Consider the following 22,875-nt stretch of genomic DNA (forward strand, 5'->3'; position numbering starts at 1 on the left):
CGCGCGGCGCCTCCGGTATCACGTGACCGACGCCGGCAGGGCCGGCGCATCCGGCTAGGAGCGCAGATAGGCCTCCGTCGAGTAGCGCCGCATCATGCGGGCCGAGTTGAACACCGCACCGATCTTGGCGATCGTCTGCTGCATCATCCAGATCCACCGCGCCCGATCGTCGTGATAGAGCGGCAGCACGGTCGATTCGAGCTTGTCGTACATGGCGGCGGCGTGCGCCTCGGGCGACGGGTCGCTGCCGTCGCTACCGATCGCCCAGCCGGTCACGCCTTCCTCCCAGCCCTCGAGCCACCATCCGTCCAGCACGCTGAAGTTCAGGACGCCGTTGAACGCCGCCTTCATGCCGCTCGTCCCCGACGCCTCGAGCGGGGGCACCGGATTGTTCAGCCATACGTCGCAGCCGGAGACGAGCTTCATGGCGATGGCGATGCTGTAGTTTGGCAGGAACGCCATCGGAATGTCTTTGATCGATCTCATGTGCTGGTGGATCGCCCGGATGCGCGCCTTGCCTTCGAAGTCGCGCGGATGGGCCTTGCCGGCCATCACCACCTGGAACCGGCGCCCACCGGCGATCGCCTTGAGCCGTTCCACGTCGTGGAACAGGAGGTCGGGCCGCTTGTAGCCGGTCATCCGGCGGGCGAAGCCGATCAGCGGCACGTCGGGGTCCATCTCGACCCCGGTGGTCGTCCGCACGTGCTCGATCAGCTCGCGCTTGGCGCGCTGGTGGGCGTCCCACAGGGCGTCGGGCGGCACCTGGTCGGCCTTGAGAAGATCTTCGAGCTCGTAGGCCCAGTGCGGCGCGATCGGCTTGAACAGGTCGGCGATCGCCGGATGCATCCACATCGGCACGTGCGCGCCGTTGGTGACGGTGCGGATCTTGTAGGCCGGGAACATCTTCTGCGCCGTCTCGGCGTGCCGCCGGGCGACGCCGTTGGCGTAGCGCGACAGGTTGAGCGCGAGCTGCGTCATGTTGAGATGGTCCGGACCGGCGAGCAGCTTGAGCTGATCGATCTCGATCAGGTCGCCGACGATCGCCTGCACGTCCTCGTAGGAGAACCGGTCGTGGCCGGCCTCGACGGGCGTGTGGGTGGTGAACACGCACTTCTCGCGCACCGCGTGGACGTCGTAGCTGAACGGCTCGGGGATCCCGGGAATGCGGTTGATGCGGTGCTGGTCGAGCAGGGCCAGCGACAGGAACGCCGCGTGGCCTTCGTTGAGATGATAGGTGTCGATGGTGAAGCCGAGCGCGCGCAGCACCCGCACGCCGCCGATGCCGAGCACCACCTCCTGCTTGATGCGATCCTTCTCGTCGCCGAAATACAGCCGGTTGGTGATGATGCGGTCGCGCGGGTCGTTCTCCGGCACGTTGGTGTCGAGCAGCAGCACCGGGATTTGGAAGCCGCGCGGCGACTTGAGGTCGTAGAGCCAGGGCCGGATCCACACCTGCCGGCCTTCGATCGCGACCGCCACCATGGCGCCGATCGGGGTCGCCCAGTCCTCCGGGTTCCAGGGATCGGGACCGTCGATCTGGTTGCCCTCGGCGTCGATCTCCTGCTTGATCGAGCCTTCGCGCGAGGCCAGCGTCACGAACACCATCGGCAGGTCGAGGTCGGCGGCGGAGCGCGCCGCGTCGCCGGCGAGCAGCCCGAGGCCGCCCGAATAGGTGTGCATCTCCTGCCGGATCCCGACCTCCATCGAGAAGTAGGCGATGCGGTTGACGGACAGGTAGCGCGCGACCTCGATCATTGCAGCTCCGCGAGAATGGGCTTCGGAAACGGTCGGATCCGGCCGGAGGCCGGTCGTCACGCGGCGCGCGAGGGCACCGGGCGCGGTCGGATGGGGCGGCGAGCGGGGCTCCGGCAGAGGCCGGGCGTGGACGGCCGCGATTCTCTGGACGATCGAAGCCTGGACGATCGAAGCCTGGACGATCGAAGCATCGCGGATCGAAGCATCGGGTCGGCCCTCTCTCGCGCAGTCGCCATGGATGCGCTGCACCCAAGAGTCGGCGTCGCGCGCACCCGGACTCCTTTGTCGCACACTATCGGTCCGCGGCGCAAAGGTCTCTTCGCGGCTGCGCGACCGTGTCGCCGCAGCGCGGTGAGGCGCATCGTCGGGCGACCGTGGGCGATCCCTCCCGCGGCTGTCGGTGCGGTGCAACATCGCGATGCCGGTGACGTGAAAAGAAAAGGGGCGCCGCGGTGCGGCGCCCCTCGATCCGGATCGGCCCGGCGACGGATCAGTCGCGGCCGAGCACCGCGATCGACACCGGCGCGAGGCCGTAACCCATGCCGATCGACCGCGCCGCGGCGGGCGTCAGGTCGATCACCCGGCCGCGCACGAACGGGCCGCGGTCGTTGATGCGGACGACCACCGACTTGCCGGTCCGGCGGTGGGTGACGAGCACCCGCGTCCCGAAGGGAAGATGCTTGTGGGCGGCCGTCATGCCCCCGGCATGTGCGCGCTCCCCGTTGGCGGTCCGACCGCCCGAATAGACCGAAGCAATGCCCGACTGGGTGAAGGCCTCGGCGCGAGTCGAAAAATTCAAGACAGCGAATAGTGCGATCAATACCGCGAGACACCGTACAAAGTTCATCGCCATGCGCTGTATAGTCCCCTTGTTGTTGCGTGAAGGGCCGCCTTTAATCGGGCAAATGTGCGCACAAGATGGCAGCGATGCCGCGCTGCATCACGAAGTATTTCTTAAAATTACAGAGGAGGACTCGGTTGAGTCTGGCCGGCTTGCGACTCGGCGTGCGGCGCCCTCACGTCGTTGCCGGCCGGCGCGGGCGGTCCGCCGCCACGGAGGTCGGGAGCCGCACTGCAAAACGAAAGCGCGCCGCGGCAGGACCGCGGCGCGCCAGACGTCGGACGAGAAACGGGGCGGGCTTACTTTTTCTTTCCGTCCGGCCCGTACTGGATCAGGAAGGCCCAGAGATCGTCCTGCTCCTTGTCGTTCTTGATGCCGGCGAACACCATCTTGGTGCCCGGGATCTTGGCGCGCGGGTCGGCGATGTAGGACTTGAACGTCGCCTTGTCCCAGGTCAGCCCGGAGTTCTTGTTGGCGTCGGAATAGTTGAAGCCCGGGATCTGACCGCTCTTGCGGCCCTCGAGGCCGTTGAGCACCGGACCGACCTTGTTGGTCGCGCCTTCGCCGATGTTGTGGCAGGGGGTGCACTTGCGGAACGACACGGCGCCGGCCGCGACGTCCTGGGCGGCGGCGATCCCGGTCGTGGCCGCCAAGGCGAATGCGATAACGAACGCTCTTGAGATCATTGTGCCTTCTTCCCTCTTGGTTCCAAACGGACGATCGGACGAGCCGGCCGGGTTGCGGGATCCGGCCACACGACGAAGGGCCCGCCAGCAAAAGACCAGAAGCTTGTCGAAAATCAAGCGGCTCTGAAGTCCCGGGTTCCGCTTCGGTCGGCGAAGGTCCAGGGAAGAGCGGCACGGAACCGGGCGGTGTGCGCCCGTTCCGATCGTGACTCCTCCCGCCTCGAGGTCGCATGACCCCCGTCCCGCGTGTCGCTCCCTGTTCCGGCCCGGCTCTGCTGAGCTACGGCTTTCGGCCGTTCTTCCTCGCCGGCGCGCTGTTCGCCGGTCTCGCCGTGCTCGTGTGGATGCCGGTCTACGAGGGCCGCATCGCCATCGACACCGTGTTCGCGCCGGTCGACTGGCACGCCCACGAGCTTCTGTTCGGCTATGTCGCCGCGGCGGTGACGGGATTCCTGCTGACCGCGATCCCCAACTGGACGGGCCGGCTGCCGCTCGCCGGTCCGCCGCTGCTCGTGCTGGTGCTGGTTTGGCTCGCCGGCCGGATCGTCGTCTCGTTCGGCGGGGCGCTCGGCTGGGCCGTGGTGGCCGTGATCGACGTCGCCTTCCTGCTGCTGGTGCTCGCCGCCGCGGGCCGCGAGGTGATCGCCGGCAAGAACTGGCGCAACCTCCGCGTCCTGGTGATCGTCGCGGTGTTCGCCGCCGCCGACGTCGTCGTCCATGTCGAGGCGCAGGTCCGCGGCGAGGCGGTGCTCGGGCGGCGGCTGGCTCTCGCCGCGATCGTCATGCTGATCGTGCTGATCGGCGGCCGCATCGTCCCGAGCTTCACCCGGAACTGGCTGGTGAAGGCCAATCCGGGCCGGCTGCCGGCGCCGTTCGGGCGACTGGACGCGGGGGCGATCGGCCTGTCGGTGCCGGCGCTCGCCGCCTGGCTCGTGGCGCCCGACGGATGGGTCACGGCGGTGCTGCTCGGGCTCGCCGGGGCCGTCCAGGCGGTGCGGCTCGCGCGCTGGGCCGGCGATCGCACCGGGCGCGACGCGCTGGTCATGATCCTGCACCTCGGCTACGCCTTCATCCCGCTCGGTTTCCTGTTGCTGGCCGCGGCCGCACGGTGGTCGGTCGTGCCGGAAGCCGCCGGCATCCATGCCTGGTCGGTCGGCGCCGTCGGGGTGATGACGCTCGCCGTGATGACGCGGGCGACCCGCGGCCACACCGGCCGCGCCCTGGAGGCGCCGCCGTCGACCCGCGCCGTCTATGGCGCGGTCGTCGTCGCGACCGGCCTGCGCATCCTCGCCGCACTGCTTCCGGACATGGCCTCGCCGCTCCTGTGGGCCGCGGCGCTCGCCTGGGTCGCAGCCTTCTGGGGCTTCGGCGCCGTCTACGGCCCGATGCTGCTCCGCCCGCGTCTGGGAAAGGAGTGATCAGGGCGCCGGGCGGACCACCGCCTGCGACGGGTCGGCCGCCCGCGCCGCGTCGGTGGCGGCCAGCACGTCGGCGGCGGTGTCGTCCCAGCCGACCAGGCGGAATTTTTCGGCGATCGTCGCCTCGGCCCGCGCCAGCGCCGCGTCGTCGTCGAGCAGCGTCTCGATCGCGCGCCGCCAGGCCGCGACATCGGTCGGGTCGAGATGCAGGGCGGCGCCCTGGCTCGCTTCCGGAATCGCGGTGGCCGTGGAGGCGAGGCAGGCCTTGCCGAGCGCCTGGCTCTCGACCACGGGCAGGCCGAAGCCCTCGGAGATCGACGGGAACACCGTGAACCGGCAGTTGGCGTAGAGCCAGCGGAGCTGGCGGTCGTCGACATTGCTGAGGAAGCGGACGACGGGTGCGGCGTCGCGATCCGCCGTCACGGCGGCGACCAGCGGCGCACCGTCGCGGCCGATCCGCCCGGCGATCACCAGCGGCGGCACCCGTCCGGCGCGGGCGCGCGCCAGCGTGCCCCAGATGTCGGTCAGCAGCCGGTGGTTCTTGCGCCCCGTGACGTCGCCGACGGTGAGCACGTAGCCGCCCGAGGGCAGGCCGTCGACCGGCGGCAGGTCGGGTTCGGGCGGGCCGAGGCGGTGGCCGAGCCGGATCACCGAGAGCGGCGGCATCGCCATGCCCCGCTGCGCCGCATGCGCCGCCAGCGTGTCGGCGCTGAATTGCGAGATCGACAGGACGAGCGCGGCATGACGCAGGATGAACTCGCTCGACGGGATGTCGGCCGCATCCGGATCGTCGATGCGCGGGTCGCCGGGCGGCAGGGTGCCGAGGAGATCGTAGAACACCGTCGCCAGCCGCAGGCCGAGCCGGCGGCGCAACGCGATCAGGTAGGCGAAGTCCTGCCGCTGCAGCTCGCCGGGCAGCAGGAGCCAGGCGCCGGCCGGGAAAATTTCGGCCGCCCCGGCGATCGGCGCGACGGCCGCGACCACGGCCCGCCGCCGGCGGCGGAAGCGGTCGCGGATCTCGGTCCGCACGAACCGCTCGAGCCGGCGGCCGAGCTGCAGCAGCGGGTGCGACCGCCAGGCCGGCCGCAGGGTGCGGCGCCGCTCCGGCTCGGTCGCGGCCCGCGCCACGGCGAGCGCCTCCTCGGCCGTGACGGCGACGAACCGATGGGCGGCCGGATCGAACCGGCAGAAGCGGAGGTCGTCGCGGCCGGCGATCGCCCGCTCGGCGAGCGCCCCGACCAGCTCGCGCTCGACCCGCACGGTGCCGTGCGCGATGCGGCCGCGCTCCTGAAAGGCGGTGGTGAGATCGACGAACAGCGGTGGCGGGGAGGACGGGAGCGGGGACATGAGGCGCGACGCAGGACACGGCGCGGCGCTCGCGGCGCCGCGCCGTGTCCATATAGGATAAGGTGCGGACAGGGAACCGGCGCGGTGTCCGCGAGGCCCGTGGCGATCTTCTCCGAACGCGCCGCGCCGGAACGCGGCGGCCGCCGTCGGGGCGGCCGTTCGGGTGGGCGGTTGGCCGCTCTCACGGGCCGTTCGCCGTATTGCACCGCCCCCGGGCCTGTGTTAGCAAACCCGCGGCTTTTCAACGGGGCGTGGGCCGCTCCGGACGCCCCAATCAATCCTGGTCCCGCCGACATTCCAGGGGCTTGCGCGCATTCCGCGGAAGGCGCGTCGGGATCCTGGATGCCTGAACGCCGAAAGAGAGCGCCGTGGCAGCAGACGATCCGATCGTGGCCGGAATGGCAGGGCGTTACGCGACGGCCCTGTTCGAGCTCGCCTCCGAGACGGGCACGCTCGATGCGGTGAGCCGCGATCTCGACAGCTTCGAGCGGCTGCTCGACGGCAGCCCCGATCTGCTGCGTCTGGTCCGCAGCCCGGCCTTCACGGCCGAGGAGCAGACCCGGGCCGTCACGGCGGTGCTCGCCAAGGCCAAGATCGGCGGCACGGCGGCGAACTTCCTGCGCCTCGTCGCGCACAATCGCCGCCTGTTCGGCATCCGCGACATGATCCGCGACTTTCGTGAGCTGCTCGCCCGCCACCGCGGCGAGGTCACGGCGACCGTGACGGTCGCCGAGCCGCTCGCCGACGCCCACAAGGCGGAGATCAAGAAGGCGCTCGACGCCGTCACGGGCAAGAACGTCAAGATCGAGGTGCAGGTCGATCCCGCCATCATCGGCGGGCTCGTGGTGAAGGTCGGCAGCCGGATGGTCGACGGCTCGCTCCGGACCAAGCTGAATGCAATCAAGCACGCGATGAAAGAGGTCGGCTGATGGACATCCGCGCCGCAGAGATTTCTGCGATCCTCAAGGAGCAGATCAAGACCTTCGGCCAGGAAGCCGAGGTCTCCGAGGTCGGCCAGGTTCTCTCCGTCGGCGACGGCATCGCCCGCGTCTACGGTCTCGACAACGTTCAGGCCGGCGAGATGGTCGAGTTCGAGAACGGCGTGCGGGGCATGGCCCTGAACCTCGAGATCGACAATGTCGGCATCGTGATCTTCGGCAACGACCGCGAGATCAAGGAAGGCCAGACCGTCAAGCGCACCCGTGCCATCGTCGACGTGCCGGTCGGCAAGGGCCTGCTCGGCCGCGTCGTCGACGCGCTCGGCAACCCGATCGACGGCAAGGGCCCGATCGAGGCGACCGAGCGCCGCCGCGTCGACGTGAAGGCGCCGGGCATCATTCCGCGCAAGTCCGTGCACGAGCCGATGGCGACCGGCCTCAAGGCCATCGACGCGCTGATCCCGATCGGCCGCGGCCAGCGCGAGCTCGTCATCGGCGACCGCCAGACCGGCAAGACCGCGATCGTCCTCGACACCATCCTCAACCAGAAGCCGCTCAACGCGACCGGCGACGAGAAGATCAAGCTCTACTGCGTCTATGTCGCGGTGGGCCAGAAGCGCTCGACCGTCGCGCAGTTCGTGAAGGCGCTGGAGGAGAACGGCGCGCTCGAATACTCGATCGTCGTCGCCGCCACGGCGTCCGACCCGGCCCCGATGCAGTACCTGGCGCCGTTCGCCGGCTGCACCATGGGCGAGTACTTCCGCGACAACGGCATGCATGCCGTGATCTTCTACGACGACCTGTCCAAGCAGGCCGTCGCCTATCGCCAGATGTCGCTGCTGCTGCGCCGCCCGCCCGGCCGCGAGGCCTATCCGGGCGACGTGTTCTATCTCCACTCGCGCCTGCTCGAGCGCGCCGCGAAGATGAACGACGAGAACGGCTCGGGCTCGCTGACCGCGCTGCCGGTCATCGAGACGCAGGCCAACGACGTGTCGGCCTACATCCCGACCAACGTCATCTCGATCACGGACGGCCAGATCTTCCTGGAGACCGACCTGTTCTACCAGGGCATCCGCCCGGCCGTGAACGTCGGCCTGTCGGTGTCGCGGGTGGGCTCCTCGGCCCAGACCAAGGCGATGAAGAAGGTCGCCGGCAAGATCAAGGGCGAGCTCGCGCAGTATCGCGAGATGGCGGCCTTCGCGCAGTTCGGCTCCGACCTCGACGCGACCACGCAGCGCCTGCTCAACCGCGGCTCGCGCCTCACCGAGCTCCTCAAGCAGGCGCAGTTCTCGCCGCTGAAGATGGAGGAGCAGGTCGTCGTCATCTACGCCGGCGTCAACGGCTACCTCGACCCGCTGCCGGTGGCGAGCGTGAAGTCCTTCGAGCAGGGCCTCCTCTCGCTGTTCCGCACCAAGTACGAGGACGTGCTGAACACGATCCGCGACAAGCGCGATCTCGACGACGCGACCGCCGCCAAGGTGAAGTCGATCATCGACGAGTACGCCAAGACCTTCGCGTGATCGCGAGCGTCATGGCCGGGCTCGTCCCGGCCGTCCACGTCCGAGGGCGTGGGTGAGCGACGCACGTGGATGCCCGGCACGAGGCCGGGCATGACGAGACCGAAGCCGGACCGGGCGCAAAGGTGACCACGGAATGCCGAGCCTGAAAGACCTGCGAAACCGGATCGCCGCGACCAAGGCGACGCAGAAGATCACCAAGGCCATGCAGATGGTCGCCGCCTCCAAGCTGCGGCGCGCCCAGGCGGCGGCCGAGGCCGCGCGGCCCTATTCGGAACGCATGCAGCGCACGCTCGGCAACATCGCCGCCTCTGTGCAGAACAATCCGGAAGGTCCGAAGCTGCTCGCCGGCACGGGTCGTGATCAGGTGCATCTGCTGCTCGTCTGCACGGGCGAGCGCGGCCTGTGCGGCCCGTTCAACTCGGCGATCGTGCGGCTCGCCCGCGACCGCGCCAATGCGCTGCTCGCCGAAGGCAAGACGATCAAGATTCTCTGCGTCGGTCGCAAGGGCTACGATCAGCTCAAGCGGCTGTTCGAGGACGAGATCATCGACGTGATCGATCTGCGCGCGGTGCGCCAGATCCGCTTCGAGAACGCCCACGAGATCGGCCAGCGGGTGATCTCGCTCTACGAGCAGGGCGCCTTCGACGTCTGCACGCTGTTCTACTCGCGCTTCAAGTCGGTGATCGCGCAGGTGCCGACCGCCCAGCAGATCGTGCCGGCCGTGTTCGAGGGCACCGCCGCGAACGGCCCGGCGCCCGTCTACGAGTACGAGCCGGACGAGGAGCAGATTCTCGCCGAGCTGCTGCCGCTCAACATCTCGGTGCAGATCTTCAAGGCGCTGCTGGAGAACGCCGCCTCGTTCTACGGCGCCCAAATGACCGCGATGGACAACGCCACCCGCAACGCCGGCGAGATGATCCGCAAGCAGACGCTGAAGTACAACCGCACCCGCCAGGCGATGATCACCAAGGAGCTGATCGAGATCATCTCCGGCGCCGAGGCACTGTAGCGGAACCGGGGCACGGCATGAGCGATGGCACCGACAATCTCGTGCTCGAGCAACTGCGGCGCATCCGCGCGTCGCAGGAGCGGAGCGAGCTCGACCTGGCGGTGCTGAAGGCGCGTGTCTCCGGCCTCGAGCAAGTGACCGGGCAGATCCTGACGCTGATGGGAACCATGAATCAGCGGATGGATCGGTTCGACGAGCGACTGGGGCGGATCGAGCGGCGGCTCGACCTCGCCGAAGCCTGAGCGCGGCGGACCCCGCGAACCGGAACCGAACGGGAGACCCCCATGGCCTACAAGACGACGGCGACGACGAGCGGCGGCCGCAACGGCCGCGCCGTGCTGGAGAACGGGGGCCTCGGACTCGCGATGGCCTTCCCGAAGGAGCTGGGCGGCAACGGCGACGGCCACAATCCGGAGCAGCTCTTCGCGCTCGGCTGGTCGTCCTGCTTCGGCCAAGCGATCCTGGCGCTCGCCAAGAACCACGGCGTCGACGGCCAGGCCGCCAAGGTCACGGTATCGATCGGCATCGACAAGGACGACGTGAGCTTCGCGCTCACCGCCGACATCAAGGTCTCGATCCCGGGTGCCGACAAGGACAAGGTCCAGGCGCTGGTCGAGGACGCCCACCGCATCTGCCCGTATTCCCGCGCCACCCGCAACAACGTGCCGGTCACGCTGACCGTCGTCTGAGCATCATTCGCGATCTGCTCGGACCGGGTCGTGCCGCGGTTCGAGTCGCAAGGAGACATCCATGGCCACCCAAGCCTCATCGGTCGGTAAAGTCACCCAGGTCATCGGTGCCGTCGTCGACGTGCAGTTCGAGGATCACCTGCCGGCGATCCTGAACGCGCTCGAGACCGACAACCAGGGCAACCGGCTGGTGCTCGAGGTCGCGCAGCATCTCGGCGAGTCGACGGTGCGCACCATCGCCATGGACACCACCGAGGGCCTGGTCCGCGGCCAGTCGGTCACCGACACCGGCCTGCCGATCGCCGTGCCGGTCGGCGAGGGCACGCTCGGCCGCATCATCAACGTGGTCGGCGAGCCGGTCGACGAGGCCGGCCCGATCGCCGCCACCGAGCGCCGCCCGATCCACGCCGAGGCGCCCGCCTACACCGAGCAGTCGACCGAGTCGCAGATCCTGGTCACCGGCATCAAGGTCGTCGATCTGCTCGCGCCCTACGCGAAGGGCGGCAAGGTCGGCCTGTTCGGCGGCGCCGGCGTCGGCAAGACCGTGATCATCCAGGAGCTGATCAACAACATCGCCAAGGCGCACGGCGGCTACTCGGTGTTCGCCGGCGTCGGCGAGCGCACCCGCGAGGGCAACGACCTCTATCACGAGTTCATCGAGTCCGGCGTCAACAAGGATCCGCACGAGACCAAGGGCGACACCAAGGGCTCCAAGTGCGCCCTGGTGTTCGGCCAGATGAACGAGCCGCCCGGCGCGCGCGCCCGCGTCGGCCTGACCGGCCTGACGCTGGCCGAGTACTTCCGCGACCAGGGCCAGGACGTGCTGTTCTTCGTCGACAACATCTTCCGCTTCACGCAGGCGGGCTCGGAGGTGTCGGCGCTGCTCGGCCGCATCCCGTCGGCGGTGGGCTACCAGCCGACGCTGGCGACCGACATGGGTGCCCTGCAGGAGCGCATCACCACGACCACCAAGGGCTCGGTCACCTCGGTGCAGGCCATCTACGTGCCGGCCGACGACCTGACCGACCCGGCGCCGGCGACCTCGTTCGCGCATCTCGACGCCACGACCGTGCTGTCGCGCTCGATCGCCGAGAAGGGCATCTACCCGGCCGTCGATCCGCTCGACTCGACCTCGCGCATGCTCGACCCGCGGGTGGTCGGCGAGGAGCACTACGCGGTCGCCCGCCAGGTCCAGCAGGTGCTGCAGCGCTACAAGGCGCTCCAGGACATCATCGCGATCCTGGGCATGGACGAGCTCTCGGAAGAGGACAAGCTGACGGTGGCGCGCGCGCGAAAAATCGAGCGATTCCTGTCGCAGCCGTTCCACGTCGCCGAGGTGTTCACCGGCACGCCGGGCGTGTTCGTCGATCTCGCCGACACGATCCGCGGCTTCAAGGGCCTGTGCGAGGGCAAGTACGACCACCTGCCGGAGGCCGCCTTCTACATGGTCGGCACCATCGAGGCGGCGGTCGAGAAGGGAAAGCGGCTCGCGGCGGAAGCCGCGTAAGGCGCGGCTTTCGAGCGAACAGCGAGTGGCGAACAGCGAATAGGGGAGTAGCGAAGCGGGAAGAGCGGCAGCGGATGGTCTCCGACCCTATTCGCTGTTCGCCATTCGCCCTTCGCTAAGGTCAACCATGTCCACGTTCCATTTCGAGCTCGTGTCGCCCGAAAAGCTGATGTTCTCCGGCGAGGTCACCCAGGTGGACGTGCCGGGCGAGGAGGGCGACTTCGGCGTGATGGCCGGTCACGCGCCGTTCGTCGCGACGCTGCGGCCCGGCGTGCTCACCGTCTACGGCGAGAACGCCCCCACGATGATCGTGGTGCGCGGCGGCTTCGCCGAGGTCGGGCCGAACGGCCTCACCGTGCTGGCCCAGGAGGTCATCCCGGTCGACGAGATCCAGCCCGACGTGATCCGCCAGGCGATCGAGGACGCCAAGGAAGACGTCGCCGACGCCAAGGACGACCGCACCCGCGACAAGGCGACCGAGCGCCTCGCCCAGCTGGAAGTCCTGAAGGACGCGCTCGGCCACTGAGCCCAGTCGCGCGGTCGGCCCCAGCGTTTCGCGATCCTCGGCCGGCCTCGTGCCGGCCGCGTGCGTTTCCGGCGTGTTCGCGCTATGATGGCGCCGTCCGTGTCGCGCCGACGGCCACCGCCCATGACCTACGCGCCCCTGCAGTACGACGCGCCGCTCTACCGGCCCCCGAGCGAGGCCCGCAACCTGATCATCCAGGCGACGATCGGCTGCTCGTTCAATCGCTGCACCTTCTGCGCGATGTACAAGTCGAAGCAGTTCCATGCCCGGCCGCTCGCCGACGTCTACGACGACATCGCCGCGGCGGCCCGCTGGTGGCCGGACGCCGACCGCATCTTCCTCGCCGACGGCGATGCGCTGGTGCTGCCGACCGAGACGCTGGGGGCGATTCTCGACCGCCTCGCCGCGACGTTCCCGAAGCTCGAGCGCGTCTCGTCCTACGCGACGCCCATCAACCTGACGCAGAAGACGCCGGACGAGCTGCGGATCTTGCGCGCCAAGGGCTTGACCCTCGTCTATGTCGGGGTCGAGTCGGGCGCGCCGCGCATCCTGTCGCGGATCCGCAAGGGCGCGACGCCGGAGCGCATCGCCGAGGCCATGAACCGAGCCCGCGACGCCGGCATCGCCGTGTCGGCGACCGTCATCCTGGGTGTCGGCGGCAAGCATCTCTGGCGCGAGCATGTGGAGGGGACCGCGGCCGTGATCAACGCGGCGCCGCCCGCCTACCTCTCCACGCTGCAGCTGCGCCTCGGCGAGGACGAGGTGGAGGAGTTCGTCACCCGCTTCCAGCGCGACGGCACGCGGTTCGAGTGGCAGGACGACGCCGGCGTGCTCGCCGAGCAGGAGGCGCTGCTCGAAGCGCTCGACCCGCCGGCGCCCGTGGTGTTCCGCTCCAACCACGCCTCGAACTGTCTTCCGCTCGCCGGCACGCTGCCCGACGATCGTGATCAGTTGTTGCAGATCGTCGCAGCGGCCCGAAAAGGCGCGCCGATGTTGCGCCCGGAGTTCTTGCGGGGGCTGTGAGCGTCAACGCATTCCGCCTCGTCATGCCCGGCCTTGGGCCGGGCATCCACGGCTTGCAGCGATGCGGAGCTCGAGAAGGTGGATGGCCGGGACGAGCCCGGCCATGACGAAATCCTCAGATCACCATCCGGCTCACCGCCCGCCGCGCCTCGGCGAAGAGAGCCGGCAGGTCGAGCCCGGGGATGCGACCGTCCTCGACGATCAGGCGGCCGTTGCAGAAGCCCCATTTGACGTGGGCCTGACCGCCACCGGCCACGGGTGCGATGGCGGGGTCGTGCAAGCCGGCGTAGCGCGGGTGGTCGAGCGAGTAGACGACCAGATCGGCCGCCATGCCGGGCGCCAGCGTGCCGGTCTGCGAGAGGCCGAGCACCGTGGCGCCGCCGGCCGTGCCCCACCGGATCACGTCCTCGACCGTGACGGCCGCGGCGCCGTCGCGGACGCGGTGCACGAGCCAGGCCATGTGGCTCTCGCAGATCATGTCGGCCGCCTCGTTGGAGCCGGCGCCGTCGACGCCGAGCGAGACGCGGCCGCCGAGTCGGGCCAGCTCCGGGGCGAACGCGATCCCCGAGCCGAGCCGGCAGTTCGACTGCGGGCAGTGCGCCATGCCGGTACCGGTCTGCGCCATCAGCCGGATCTCCTCGGGCTGCATGTGGCACAGATGAGCGAAGAACACGTCCGGCCCGACCCAGTCGTGGCGCCGCACGAACTCGAGCGGCGTGCAGCCGTGCACGTCGCGGCAGAAGTCGATGTAGTCGAGCGATTCCGACAGATGGCTGTGCAGCCCGATCCCCATCTTCCGCGCCGCCGCGGCGAACTCCGGGAGCTCGTGGGCATGGACCGACCAGGTCGGCGTGGTCGGTGCGAGAATCACCTTGCGCATCGCGTCGCCGCCCGCCTGATGAAAGCGGCCGACGTCGGTCTCGACGCTCGCCAGCATGTCGTCGAGCGTCTCGGGCCGTGCCTCCGGCGGCGGGTTCTTGTCGATCTCGCGCACCTTGGTGGCGCCGCCGCGCATCAGCACGAAGCGCACGCCGAATTGTTCGGCGAGCTCGAACAGCAGGGCCGAGCCGTCGAAGCCCATGCCGGGCCAGTAGGCGTAGTGATGGTCGGCGATGGTCGTGCAGCCGGACAGCACCAGCTCGGCGATGCCGATGGTGGCGGCGATGCGCAGCGTCTCGTCGTTCACGAAGCGGCGATAGGCGACCGGCACGGCCGAGAGCCACGGCGCGAGCTGCAGGTCGATGCCGGCCGGAATCCCCTTCATCAGCGACTGGAAGAGATGATGGTGGGTGTTGATCCAGCCCGGATAGACGACGCAATCGGTGGCGTCGAGCACGCGCTCGCCGGGCTCCGGCACGAGTGCGCCGATCGCCGCGATGCGGTCGCCGCGCAGGCGGATGTCGGGACCGGCCGCGCGGGCGGCCGGTCCCGCGCCACCGGTCATGATCGCGGTGGCATTGCGGATGACGAGGTCCATCAGGTCTCCGGAACGAGCTCGCTCTCGTGCCAGTCGCCGAGCGCCAGCTTGGAGAGCGTGACCATGATCAGGAACAACGCGACGCCGGTCAGCGTGATCAGGAGCAGCGCCGCGAACAGCAGCGGGATGTCGAGCTGGAAACCGGCCTGGAGGATCTGATAGGCGAGCCCCGCCGAGGTGCCGCCTGTGCCGGCGACGAACTCGGCGACCACGGCGCCGATCAGCGCGAGACCCGACGAGATGCGCAGGCCCCCGAAGAAGTAGGGCGCGGCGCTCGGGATGCGCAGCCGAACCAGCTCCTGCAACCGCGTCGCCTTGTTCATCCGGAAGAGGTTCAAGAGACCCGGATTGACGCTGCGCAGTCCCAGAATCGTGTTGGAGATGATCGGGAACAGCGCCACGATGGTGGCGCAGACGACGAGCGCCGCGGTCGGCTCCTTCACCCAGATGATGATCAGCGGGGCGATGGCGACCACGGGCGTCACCTGCAGCAGCACCGCATAGGGGAAGAACGACATCTCGATCAGCTTGCTCTGCGCGAACGCGAAGGCGATCAGCGTGCCGATCAGGACGGCGAAGAAGAACGCCATGAACGTCACCTTCAAGGTGACGAGCAGCGAGGCGAGCAGCATCGGCCCCTGCTCCCACAACGTCTGGGCGACCAGGATCGGCGAGGGCACCAGATATTTGGGCACCTGGAACCACCAGACGGCGCCCTGCCAGACGACCAGCATGACGACGCCGACCAGGACGGGGAGGACGACGCCCAGGGTTCTGTTGTTGGAATCGAGTGCCATGGTGGGTCTCGGTCGAGATGAAAACACGTCGTAAGCGGGGCGCGAAGGTTCAGGCTCGTCCTGGCCGGGCTCGTCCCGGCCATCCACGCCCTTCGTCTCGGGTCGGGTGAAAGACGTGGATGCCCGCGACGAGCGCGGGCATGACGGAGCTGGGTGTCACGCGTCTCACGGATGCGCCGCGCCGGCGCGGCTCGCCTCGGCGAGCAGGAGCTGAAGGTCGCGCGCATAGGCGGCGAATTTCTGCGACACCCGCCAGGCGTCGTCGCGCGGATAGGGCTCGTCGATGACGACCTCGCGCAGCACGCGGCCCGGCCGCGCCGCCATCACGACGACGCGGGTGGAGAGAAACACCGACTCGTAGATCGAGTGGGTGACGAACACCACGGTGAGCTTCTTCTCGAACCACAGATCCAGCAGATCCTGGTCGAGCTTGTTGCGGGTGATCTCGTCGAGCGCGCCGAACGGCTCGTCCATCAGGAGGAGGTTCGGCTCGGTGACCAGCGCGCGAGCGATCGAGACGCGCATCTGCATGCCGCCGGAGAGCTGGCGCGGATAGCTCGCGTCGAACCTCTCGAGCCCCACCATGGCCAGCGCCCGATCGACGCGGCTGTTTCCTTCGGACTTCGGCACGCCGGCGAGGTCGAGCGGCAGCCGCACATTGGCGCGCACCCGCGCCCACGGCATCAGGGTCGGATCCTGGAAGACGAACACGAGCTTCTTGCCGGGCTCGCCGACGTGATCGTAGTCGCGGCCCCACCACATCAGGCCGCCCGAGGTCGGCTCGATCAGGTTGGCGACCATCTTCAGGAGCGTCGACTTTCCGCAACCGGACGGGCCGAGCAGGGTGACGAACTCGCCCTGGTTCACGGTGAGCTCGATCGGCGTCAGCGCGCGCACGCCGTTGCTGAACACCTTCTCGGCGCCCAGCACCTCGATGGCGGGCGGGCCGGCGGGGGCGGGCGGTGCGTCGGTCACGTCGGCTCGCAGGGCCTGAACGGTGGTCATGAAGCGGTTTCCGGTTGCGACGGGCCCGCCGGAGCCGCGGACCCGCCCTCGCGAGGTGCCCTCGCAGGTCGGCCGGGCGGACGGCGTCGCCGCCCGCCGCCGGCTCACGGCATGATCTTGAGGTCTTTCACGAACTGCAGCGTGTAGGCGGCCTTCATGTCGACCTCGGGCTTCAGCAGCTTTTCCTTCACCATGAAGTCGTAGGTCGCCTTCCAGCGCGCGTCGGTCATGATGCCGATGCCCTGCGTCGCCGCGTCGCCGCCGACCAGCACCTTGCTCTCGCGCAGCTTGCCGATCGCGTAGGCGATCTGCTCGTCGCTCATCTTCGGGTTGTCCTTCTTGATGAGCGCGTTCGCCGGCGACGGATCGCCGTAGAGATAGCTCTTCCAGCCCTCCATCGACGCCTTGACGAAACGCTGCACCATGTCGGGCTTCTCGTCGACGATCTTCTTCAGCGTCACGATCGTGGTGCCGTAGGGTGGGTAGCCGTCGTTGGCGAAGAGGAAGAAGTTGACCTTGGCGCCGCTCTGCTGCGCGGCGAACGGCTCCGACGACATGTAGGCCTGCATGGCGGCGTTCGGGTCCGCCAGGAACGGCTGCAGGTTGAACGTGTAGGTGCGGGTCTGGTCGTCCGTGTAGCCGAACTTGGTCTTCATCCACGGCCACCAGTTGGAGCGGCCGGCGGTGGCGACGTAGATGGTCTTGCCCTTCAGATCGGCGAGGCTCTTCACGTCCGGATGGGTCATCAGGCCCTGCAGGTCGGACTGGAACGAGGTCGCGACCGTGACGGCCGGGACGCCCTGCTCCAACGCCTTGTAGACCGAGAAGTCGTAGCTCATCAGGAACTCGGTCTGGCCGGCGCCGAGGATCTGCATGCCGTTGACCTGCGGCCCGCCCATCCGGATCGTCACGTCGAGGCCGTACTTCTTGTAGATGCCGGTGGCGACCGCCTGATAGAAGCCGCCGTGCTCGGCCTGAGCGTACCAGCTCGTGAGCATCGAGACCTTGTCCTCGGCCCGCGCCGGGGCGGCGCCGAGCGCGACGGCGGCCGTGCCGGCGAGGCAGGCGAGAACGGCATACGGACGCGCGAAAGCAAGCATGGAGACCTCATCCTCTGGCGGATGTCGGGGGGCGACATCGGGTGGCGATCGGGACGGACGATGACGGGCGATGCGGACGTTACGGCGACGGGGGGTTCCGACGTGACGGCGTGACTGGGTCTGGCGGCGTGTATGGACGTGCGTTGCACCCGGCTCGACGATCCGCGCATCCTTGCCATCCCGCCAGCGCCGCTCGCCGTGAAAGGCCGGGCGCGACCGACATGCGGTGTGCCGCATGCCCCGGATGACGCGGCTTGCGAGGCTCGCAAGCTGTCGAGTGCACACGATTAGGGACACTGCCCGAAGCATTGTCAATCGAGAGGCTCGTCCAGAATCTAAGCAGCTGCCTGATTTTGCGGCGCAAATGGTCGGCCCGGACCGGCCGGAGCCGTTGCGGTCGTCGCCGTGCCCTTCCCGTATCATGTTGCCTTTTCAGGCGGTCCACCGTTCGGCGGCGGAGCCGGGCTGCTCGGCCGACGGCCTCGATCTGCAGCGGCATGTCGCACACGCCGGCCCTGCATGGCTCGCGGCGGCGAGCCCACGAGCCGGCCGGCAGTTGGGTTGCCGCGGACGGCGCGCGCGGATCCTCCCGGCCGATCCGGTGACGTCACCGGGGATCCGGCAAGTCGACCGGTCCCGTGTAGATTCCATTTACCAAGCAAGGCTTTATCCGATCGATCGGGGCGCTGCCGCGGCGTGATCCGGGCGCGGCGCTTGACATTTGCGAAGAACTGACGATTTTTGATATTCGTCAATTGTCATTCATCAGTGGTCCTCGCATGCGCCGGTTCGCAACCCCCGCCCCCCTGCTGTCCGGACGTGTCGGATCCCTGCTCGGCGCCCGAAAGGGTGCCGTCGAGACCGCCGCCGTCGCTCCCGCCGTCCAACCGTCCCCAACGGGCGGCGTGCGGGCGGCGGCGGTGGTGCCTCTTCTGCTGGTGTTGGGTGGCGCTTTCGGGCTCGCCGGCTGCGACGCGAGCAATGGCGGCACCGGCAAGGACGCGCGGGTGCTCGACCGCCCGGTGCTCAGCGAGACGGTCCGGTTCGAGGATCTCACCGAGACCCGCACCTTCGCGGCGACCATCAAGCCCCGCATCGAGAGCGATCTCGGGTTTCGGGTGAACGGCAAGGTGGCGAAGCGCCTCGTGCAGAACGGCGACCGTGTCGCGAAGGGCCAGCCGCTCCTGGTGCTCGACACCAACGATCTCGAGTTGCAGCTCCAGCAGGCCGAGGCCGAGGTGCGGGCCGCGCGCACCAACCTGGTGCAGGCCGAGGCCGACGAGGCGCGCGCGACCGAATTGCAGAAGAAGGGCTGGACGGCCGCGGCGACGCTCGAAAAGTCGCGCGCCACCGCCGAGGAGGCGCGCGGCCGCCTGACCCGGGCCCAGCGCTCGCTCGACCTCGCCAAGAACTCGCTCGACTACGCGACCCTGGAGGCCGACGCCGACGGCGTCATCACGGCGACTCCGGTCGAGCCCGGCCAGGTCGTCGCCTCCGGCCAGGCGGCGGTGCGGCTCGCGCGGCTCGCCGAGGTGGAGGCGCTGGTCGCCCTGCCCGAGACCTTCGTGGAGCGCGCCCGCCGGGCGACCGGAACCTTGTCGCTGTGGTCGCTGCCCGACCGCACCTACGAGGTGCGGCTGCGCGAATTGTCGCCGGCCGCCGACGCGGCGACCCGCACCTATGCGGCCCGCTACAGCATCCCGAAGGCCGACGAGGCGGTGCGGCTCGGCATGAGCGCGACGCTGACGCTGCGCGAAGGCACCGGCACGCAGGCGGCCCGCCTGCCGCTCACCGCACTGCTCAATCAGGGCCACGGCCCGATCGTCTGGGTGGTCGACCGCGACGGCAAGCTCGAGCCGCGTCCGGTCGAGATCGCCCGCTACGAGGGCAAGAGCGTGCTGATCGCCGCCGGCGTGAAGGAGGGCGAGACCGTCGTCACGCTCGGCGCCCAGAAGCTCGATCCCGGCCTGATCGTCCGCCCGGTCGCGTCGCTGGCGTTCTGACCGGAGCCTCCGATGCGCCGCTTCAACGTCTCGGCCTGGGCGGTCGCCCATCCGACTCTCGTGCTGTTCCTGATCGTCATGCTCGGGGCGATCGGGGCGATGTCGTACCTGAAGCTCGGGCGCGACGAGGATCCCTCCTTCACGATCAAGATCGCCGTGGTGACGGCGGCCTGGCCGGGCGCGACCACCGAGGAGATGCAGTATCAGGTCGCCGACCGCATCGAGAAGAAGCTGCAGGAGCTGCCCTGGTTCGAGAAGGTGACGACCTACTCGAAGCCGGGCTTTTCGGCCGCCCTGATGGAGTTCCGCGACACCACGCCGCCCGGGCAGGTGCCGTATCTGTTCTACCTGGTCCGTCGCAAGATGGCGGATCTGAAGTCGGACCTGCCGACCGGCGTGATCGGCCCGAACATCAACGACGAGTACGGCGACGTCGACTCGATCCTCTACACCTTGCGCTCCGACGGCGCCGACTACGCCCAGATGAAGCGCATCGCCGAATCGATGCGCCAGCGCCTCCTCAAGGTGAAGGACGTCACCAAGGTGACGATCTACGGCACCCAGGAGGAGCGCATCTTCGTCGACTTCGACCACGTCAAGCTCGCCAATCTCGGCATCTCGACCCAGTCGATCTTCGACAGCCTGGCGAAGCAGAACGACCTGACGCCGGCCGGCACCGTGCAGTCGACGGCGCGCATTCCGCTGCGCGTCACCGGCGCCTTCGACGGCGTCGAGACCGTCAAGGAGACGCCGGTCGCGGCGTCGAACGGCACCGTGGTCCGGCTCGGTGACATCGCCACGGTGACGCGCGGCTACGTCGATCCGCCCGACTACCTGGTCCGCCAGCGCGGCGCGCCGGCGCTCGCCATCGGCGTCGTCATGCAGAAAGGCGCCAACATCCTGCATCTCGGCGAGGCGGTCGACGCCGCGATGGCCGAGATCGAGCGCGCGACGCCGGTCGGCTTCGTCTACGAGCGCATCGCCAATCAGCCGAAGATCGTCGAGGAGGCGGTCGGCGACTTCATGCGGTCGTTCGTCGAGGCGCTCGCCATCGTGCTCGGCGTCTCGTTCCTGTCGCTCGGCTGGCGCACCGGCATCGTCGTCGCGCTCTCGGTGCCGTTGGTGCTCGCCATCGTGTTCGGCGTCATGCTGACGATGGGGCTCGATCTGCACCGCGTCACGCTCGGCGCCCTGATCATCGCGCTCGGCCTGCTGGTCGACGACGCCATCATCGCGGTCGAGATGATGGTGGTGAAGATGGAGCAGGGCTGGGACCGCGCCCGCGCCGCCTCCTTCGCCTGGACCTCGACCGCCTTCCCGATGCTCACGGGCACGCTGGTGACGGCGGCGGGCTTCCTGCCGGTCGGCTTCGCCGCGTCGTCGACGGGCGAATATGCGGGCGGCATCTTCTGGGTGGTGTCGATCGCGCTCATCGCCTCGTGGGTCGTCGCGGTGCTGTTCACGCCCTATCTGGGCGTCAAGCTGCTGCCGACCATCGCGGTGCATCACGACGGCGACCTGAACGCCGTCTATCAAGGGCCGATCTATCGATGGCTGCGCGCCGTGGTCGGCTGGTGCGTGCGCCGGCGCGGGCTCGTCGTCGCCGTGACGGCCGTGCTGTTCGTCGCCGCCGTGCTCGGCTTCGGCAAGGTGTCGCAGCAGTTCTTCCCGCTGTCCGACCGCACCGAGCTGTTCGTCGCGATCAGGATGCCGGAGGGCACCGCGATCGCGACGACGCTCGACGCCGCCCGCGAGGCGGAGCGCCTGATCGACGGCGATCCGGACGTCGCCACCGCCACCACCTATGTGGGCCAGGGGCCGCCCCGCTTCTGGCTCGGCATCAGCCCGGCGCTGCCCAACGAGGCCTATGCCGAGCTCGTCGTCATCGCCAAGGACGTGCCGGCGCGCGAACGCCTGAAGGCGAAGTTCGAGGGCGCCCTCGCCAAAGGCGCGCTCGCCGCGGCCCGCGTGCGGGTGAGCCGGCTCGACTTCGGCCCGCCGGTCGGCTTCCCGGTCCAGTTCCGGGTGATCGGCACGGATCCGAACACCGTGCGGGAGATCGCCTATCAGGTCCGCGACATCATGCGGACCAGCCCCGACGCCGTCGATCCCCAGCTCGACTGGAACGAGCAGATGCCGTCGGTGCGTCTGGTGCTCGACCAGGACCGCGCCCGCGCGCTCGGCCTCGACCCGCAGACCGTCGCCCAGACGCTGCAGACGTTGGTCACCGGCCTCACCGTGACGACGGTGCGGGATCGCACCGAGAAGGTCGCCGTGGTGGCGCGTGCCATCGCGCCCCAGCGCGGTGACCTCGGCGCCATCGGGGATCTGACCGTGATGTCGCGAAACGGCGTGCCGGTGCCGCTCTCCCAGGTCGCCCGCATCGAGCAGGGTCACGAGGAGGCGATCCTGTGGCGGCGCAGCCGCGACATGGCGATCACGGTGCGCACCGACATCCGCGACGGCGTTCAGGCGCCGGACGTGTCGACCGCGATCTGGGGCAAGCTCGCGGAGCTGCGCGGCGGCCTGCCCGCCGGCTATCGCATCGAGATGGGCGGCGCCATCGAGGAGTCGTCCAAGGCCAACGCCTCGCTGTTCGCCGTCTTCCCGTTCATGCTGGCCGCCATGCTGACCATCCTGATGGTGCAGCTCCAGAGTTTCTCGCGGTTGTGGCTGGTGCTCCTCACCGCGCCGCTCGGGCTGATCGGGGCGACGCTGGGACTTCTCGTGTCCGGCATGCCGTTCGGCTTCGTGGCGTTGCTCGGGCTGATCGCGCTCGCCGGGATGATCATCCGCAACACCGTCATCCTGGTCGACCAGATCGAGCAGGACGTGGCGGCCGGCTCGACCCGGGCGACCGCCATCGTCGACGCCACGGTGCGGCGTGCCCGGCCCGTGGTGCTCACGGCGCTCGCCGCCGTGCTGGCCATGATCCCGCTGTCGCGCTCCGGCTTCTGGGGCCCGATGGCCGTCACCATCATGGGCGGCCTCCTGGTCGCCACGGCGCTGACGCTGCTGTTCCTGCCCGCCCTCTACGCCTTGTGGTTCCGCCGCTCGCTCGACGCGTGCGGCCCGGGCCTGCCGGACGAGGCCGAGACGGAGACCGGGGCCGAGGCGCCCGTGACGCCCGATGCGCCGCGCCTCGCTCCGGCCGTGCCGGGCGGGCATCCGCAAGAACCATGAGACATCTGCGCAAGGTTTTCGATAAGCTGTGTCCCGAGGCAGGCGGACAAC

Annotated in this window: 19 protein-coding genes; 11 read left to right on the top strand and 8 right to left on the bottom strand. The window is 69.2% G+C overall.

Translation table 11 applies throughout. The features are described 5' to 3' along the window. Positions 1 to 54: 54 nt before the first annotated feature. The 3 genes from glgP to ACFSOX_RS16570 form a co-directional block, all read right to left on the bottom strand. Positions 55 to 1,755 (bottom strand): alpha-glucan family phosphorylase, encoded by a 1,701-nt coding sequence (glgP, locus tag ACFSOX_RS16560; protein ID WP_378478917.1) that lies wholly within the window; start codon positions 1,753 to 1,755, stop codon positions 55 to 57. A 490-nt stretch (positions 1,756 to 2,245) separates the two neighbouring features. Further along, positions 2,246 to 2,608: a septal ring lytic transglycosylase RlpA family protein gene (locus ACFSOX_RS16565; protein WP_378478918.1), complete on the bottom strand. Its 363-nt coding sequence runs from the start codon at positions 2,606 to 2,608 to the stop codon at positions 2,246 to 2,248. Between the two features lie 287 nt (positions 2,609 to 2,895). Next, entirely contained in the window at positions 2,896 to 3,282 is a 387-nt protein-coding gene (locus ACFSOX_RS16570; RefSeq protein ID WP_378478919.1) for a c-type cytochrome, read from the bottom strand. A gap of 230 nt (positions 3,283 to 3,512) precedes the next feature. On the opposite strand from ACFSOX_RS16570, the gene ACFSOX_RS16575 reads away from it, so the two are divergent. Then, a complete protein-coding gene (locus ACFSOX_RS16575) occupies positions 3,513 to 4,700 on the top strand; it encodes an NnrS family protein (protein WP_378478920.1) in 1,188 nt (395 codons plus the stop codon). On the opposite strand, the gene ACFSOX_RS16580 is transcribed toward ACFSOX_RS16575, so the two are convergent. Then, the gene (locus tag ACFSOX_RS16580; RefSeq protein ID WP_378478921.1) at positions 4,701 to 6,047 is read right to left on the bottom strand and encodes a glycosyltransferase family 4 protein; all 1,347 of its coding nucleotides are present in this window, start codon (positions 6,045 to 6,047) and stop codon (positions 4,701 to 4,703) included. It abuts the gene before it with no gap. Between the two features lie 368 nt (positions 6,048 to 6,415). Between ACFSOX_RS16580 and ACFSOX_RS16585 the strand changes: the two genes are divergently transcribed. The 8 genes from ACFSOX_RS16585 (at position 6,416) to ACFSOX_RS16620 (ending at position 13,259) form a co-directional block, all read left to right on the top strand. Beyond that, positions 6,416 to 6,976, top strand: a complete 561-nt coding sequence (locus ACFSOX_RS16585; RefSeq protein ID WP_378478922.1) for a F0F1 ATP synthase subunit delta — start codon at positions 6,416 to 6,418, stop codon at positions 6,974 to 6,976. Further along, positions 6,976 to 8,505 (top strand): F0F1 ATP synthase subunit alpha, encoded by a 1,530-nt coding sequence (gene atpA / locus ACFSOX_RS16590; RefSeq protein ID WP_378478923.1) that lies wholly within the window; start codon positions 6,976 to 6,978, stop codon positions 8,503 to 8,505. The genes ACFSOX_RS16585 and atpA overlap by 1 nt, the downstream gene beginning before the upstream one ends. Before the next feature lie 133 nt (positions 8,506 to 8,638). After that, complete coding sequence (locus ACFSOX_RS16595) at positions 8,639 to 9,514, top strand: F0F1 ATP synthase subunit gamma (RefSeq protein ID WP_378478924.1); 876 nt, start codon at positions 8,639 to 8,641, stop codon at positions 9,512 to 9,514. Positions 9,515 to 9,531: 17 nt separating this feature from the next. Then, positions 9,532 to 9,756: a hypothetical protein gene (locus ACFSOX_RS16600; RefSeq protein ID WP_378478925.1), complete on the top strand. Its 225-nt coding sequence runs from the start codon at positions 9,532 to 9,534 to the stop codon at positions 9,754 to 9,756. Positions 9,757 to 9,798: 42 nt separating this feature from the next. Then, positions 9,799 to 10,203, top strand: coding sequence for an organic hydroperoxide resistance protein (locus ACFSOX_RS16605; protein ID WP_378478926.1), 405 nt, complete (start codon positions 9,799 to 9,801; stop codon positions 10,201 to 10,203). 61 nt (positions 10,204 to 10,264) lie between these two features. Next, a complete protein-coding gene (gene atpD, locus ACFSOX_RS16610) occupies positions 10,265 to 11,710 on the top strand; it encodes a F0F1 ATP synthase subunit beta (protein WP_378478927.1) in 1,446 nt (481 codons plus the stop codon). Between the two features lie 127 nt (positions 11,711 to 11,837). After that, entirely contained in the window at positions 11,838 to 12,236 is a 399-nt protein-coding gene (locus ACFSOX_RS16615) for a F0F1 ATP synthase subunit epsilon (RefSeq protein WP_378478928.1), read from the top strand. Positions 12,237 to 12,359: 123 nt separating this feature from the next. Continuing rightward, positions 12,360 to 13,259 (top strand): radical SAM protein, encoded by a 900-nt coding sequence (locus ACFSOX_RS16620; protein ID WP_378478929.1) that lies wholly within the window; start codon positions 12,360 to 12,362, stop codon positions 13,257 to 13,259. Positions 13,260 to 13,374: 115 nt separating this feature from the next. On the opposite strand, the gene ACFSOX_RS16625 is transcribed toward ACFSOX_RS16620, so the two are convergent. From ACFSOX_RS16625 to ACFSOX_RS16640, 4 genes are all read right to left on the bottom strand, one after another. Continuing rightward, positions 13,375 to 14,736, bottom strand: a complete 1,362-nt coding sequence (locus ACFSOX_RS16625) for an amidohydrolase family protein (protein WP_378478930.1) — start codon at positions 14,734 to 14,736, stop codon at positions 13,375 to 13,377. After that, positions 14,736 to 15,533, bottom strand: a complete 798-nt coding sequence (locus ACFSOX_RS16630) for an ABC transporter permease (RefSeq protein ID WP_378478931.1) — start codon at positions 15,531 to 15,533, stop codon at positions 14,736 to 14,738. Before ACFSOX_RS16630 ends, ACFSOX_RS16625 begins: the two co-directional genes overlap by 1 nt. Positions 15,534 to 15,698: 165 nt before the next feature. After that, a complete protein-coding gene (locus tag ACFSOX_RS16635) occupies positions 15,699 to 16,538 on the bottom strand; it encodes an ABC transporter ATP-binding protein (RefSeq protein WP_378478932.1) in 840 nt (279 codons plus the stop codon). A gap of 104 nt (positions 16,539 to 16,642) precedes the next feature. Next, entirely contained in the window at positions 16,643 to 17,638 is a 996-nt protein-coding gene (locus ACFSOX_RS16640; protein WP_378478933.1) for an ABC transporter substrate-binding protein, read from the bottom strand. A gap of 920 nt (positions 17,639 to 18,558) precedes the next feature. Here ACFSOX_RS16640 and ACFSOX_RS16645 point away from each other — a divergent pair. After that, positions 18,559 to 19,641, top strand: coding sequence for an efflux RND transporter periplasmic adaptor subunit (locus ACFSOX_RS16645; protein WP_378478934.1), 1,083 nt, complete (start codon positions 18,559 to 18,561; stop codon positions 19,639 to 19,641). Between the two features lie 12 nt (positions 19,642 to 19,653). Next, positions 19,654 to 22,824 (top strand): efflux RND transporter permease subunit, encoded by a 3,171-nt coding sequence (locus tag ACFSOX_RS16650; protein WP_378478935.1) that lies wholly within the window; start codon positions 19,654 to 19,656, stop codon positions 22,822 to 22,824. The last annotated feature ends 51 nt before the right edge of the window (positions 22,825 to 22,875 follow it).

It is taken from the genome of Rhodoplanes azumiensis (assembly GCF_042682915.1).
In the GTDB taxonomy this organism is placed as follows: Bacteria; Pseudomonadota; Alphaproteobacteria; order Rhizobiales; family Xanthobacteraceae; genus Rhodoplanes; species Rhodoplanes azumiensis.

Excerpts from the sequence above, each read along its gene's own strand:
- glgP (WP_378478917.1), bottom strand. The coding sequence starts at position 1,755 with ATGATCGAGGTCGCGCGCTACCTGTCCGTCAACCGCATCGCCTACTTC.
- ACFSOX_RS16565 (WP_378478918.1), bottom strand. The coding sequence starts at position 2,608 with ATGGCGATGAACTTTGTACGGTGTCTCGCGGTATTGATCGCACTATTC.
- ACFSOX_RS16570 (WP_378478919.1), bottom strand. The coding sequence starts at position 3,282 with ATGATCTCAAGAGCGTTCGTTATCGCATTCGCCTTGGCGGCCACGACC.
- ACFSOX_RS16575 (WP_378478920.1), top strand. The coding sequence starts at position 3,513 with ATGACCCCCGTCCCGCGTGTCGCTCCCTGTTCCGGCCCGGCTCTGCTG.
- ACFSOX_RS16580 (WP_378478921.1), bottom strand. The coding sequence starts at position 6,047 with ATGTCCCCGCTCCCGTCCTCCCCGCCACCGCTGTTCGTCGATCTCACC.
- atpA (WP_378478923.1), top strand. The coding sequence starts at position 6,976 with ATGGACATCCGCGCCGCAGAGATTTCTGCGATCCTCAAGGAGCAGATC.
- ACFSOX_RS16595 (WP_378478924.1), top strand. The coding sequence starts at position 8,639 with ATGCCGAGCCTGAAAGACCTGCGAAACCGGATCGCCGCGACCAAGGCG.
- ACFSOX_RS16600 (WP_378478925.1), top strand. The coding sequence starts at position 9,532 with ATGAGCGATGGCACCGACAATCTCGTGCTCGAGCAACTGCGGCGCATC.
- ACFSOX_RS16605 (WP_378478926.1), top strand. The coding sequence starts at position 9,799 with ATGGCCTACAAGACGACGGCGACGACGAGCGGCGGCCGCAACGGCCGC.
- atpD (WP_378478927.1), top strand. The coding sequence starts at position 10,265 with ATGGCCACCCAAGCCTCATCGGTCGGTAAAGTCACCCAGGTCATCGGT.
- ACFSOX_RS16615 (WP_378478928.1), top strand. The coding sequence starts at position 11,838 with ATGTCCACGTTCCATTTCGAGCTCGTGTCGCCCGAAAAGCTGATGTTC.
- ACFSOX_RS16620 (WP_378478929.1), top strand. The coding sequence starts at position 12,360 with ATGACCTACGCGCCCCTGCAGTACGACGCGCCGCTCTACCGGCCCCCG.
- ACFSOX_RS16625 (WP_378478930.1), bottom strand. The coding sequence starts at position 14,736 with ATGGACCTCGTCATCCGCAATGCCACCGCGATCATGACCGGTGGCGCG.
- ACFSOX_RS16630 (WP_378478931.1), bottom strand. The coding sequence starts at position 15,533 with ATGGCACTCGATTCCAACAACAGAACCCTGGGCGTCGTCCTCCCCGTC.
- ACFSOX_RS16635 (WP_378478932.1), bottom strand. The coding sequence starts at position 16,538 with ATGACCACCGTTCAGGCCCTGCGAGCCGACGTGACCGACGCACCGCCC.
- ACFSOX_RS16640 (WP_378478933.1), bottom strand. The coding sequence starts at position 17,638 with ATGCTTGCTTTCGCGCGTCCGTATGCCGTTCTCGCCTGCCTCGCCGGC.
- ACFSOX_RS16650 (WP_378478935.1), top strand. The coding sequence starts at position 19,654 with ATGCGCCGCTTCAACGTCTCGGCCTGGGCGGTCGCCCATCCGACTCTC.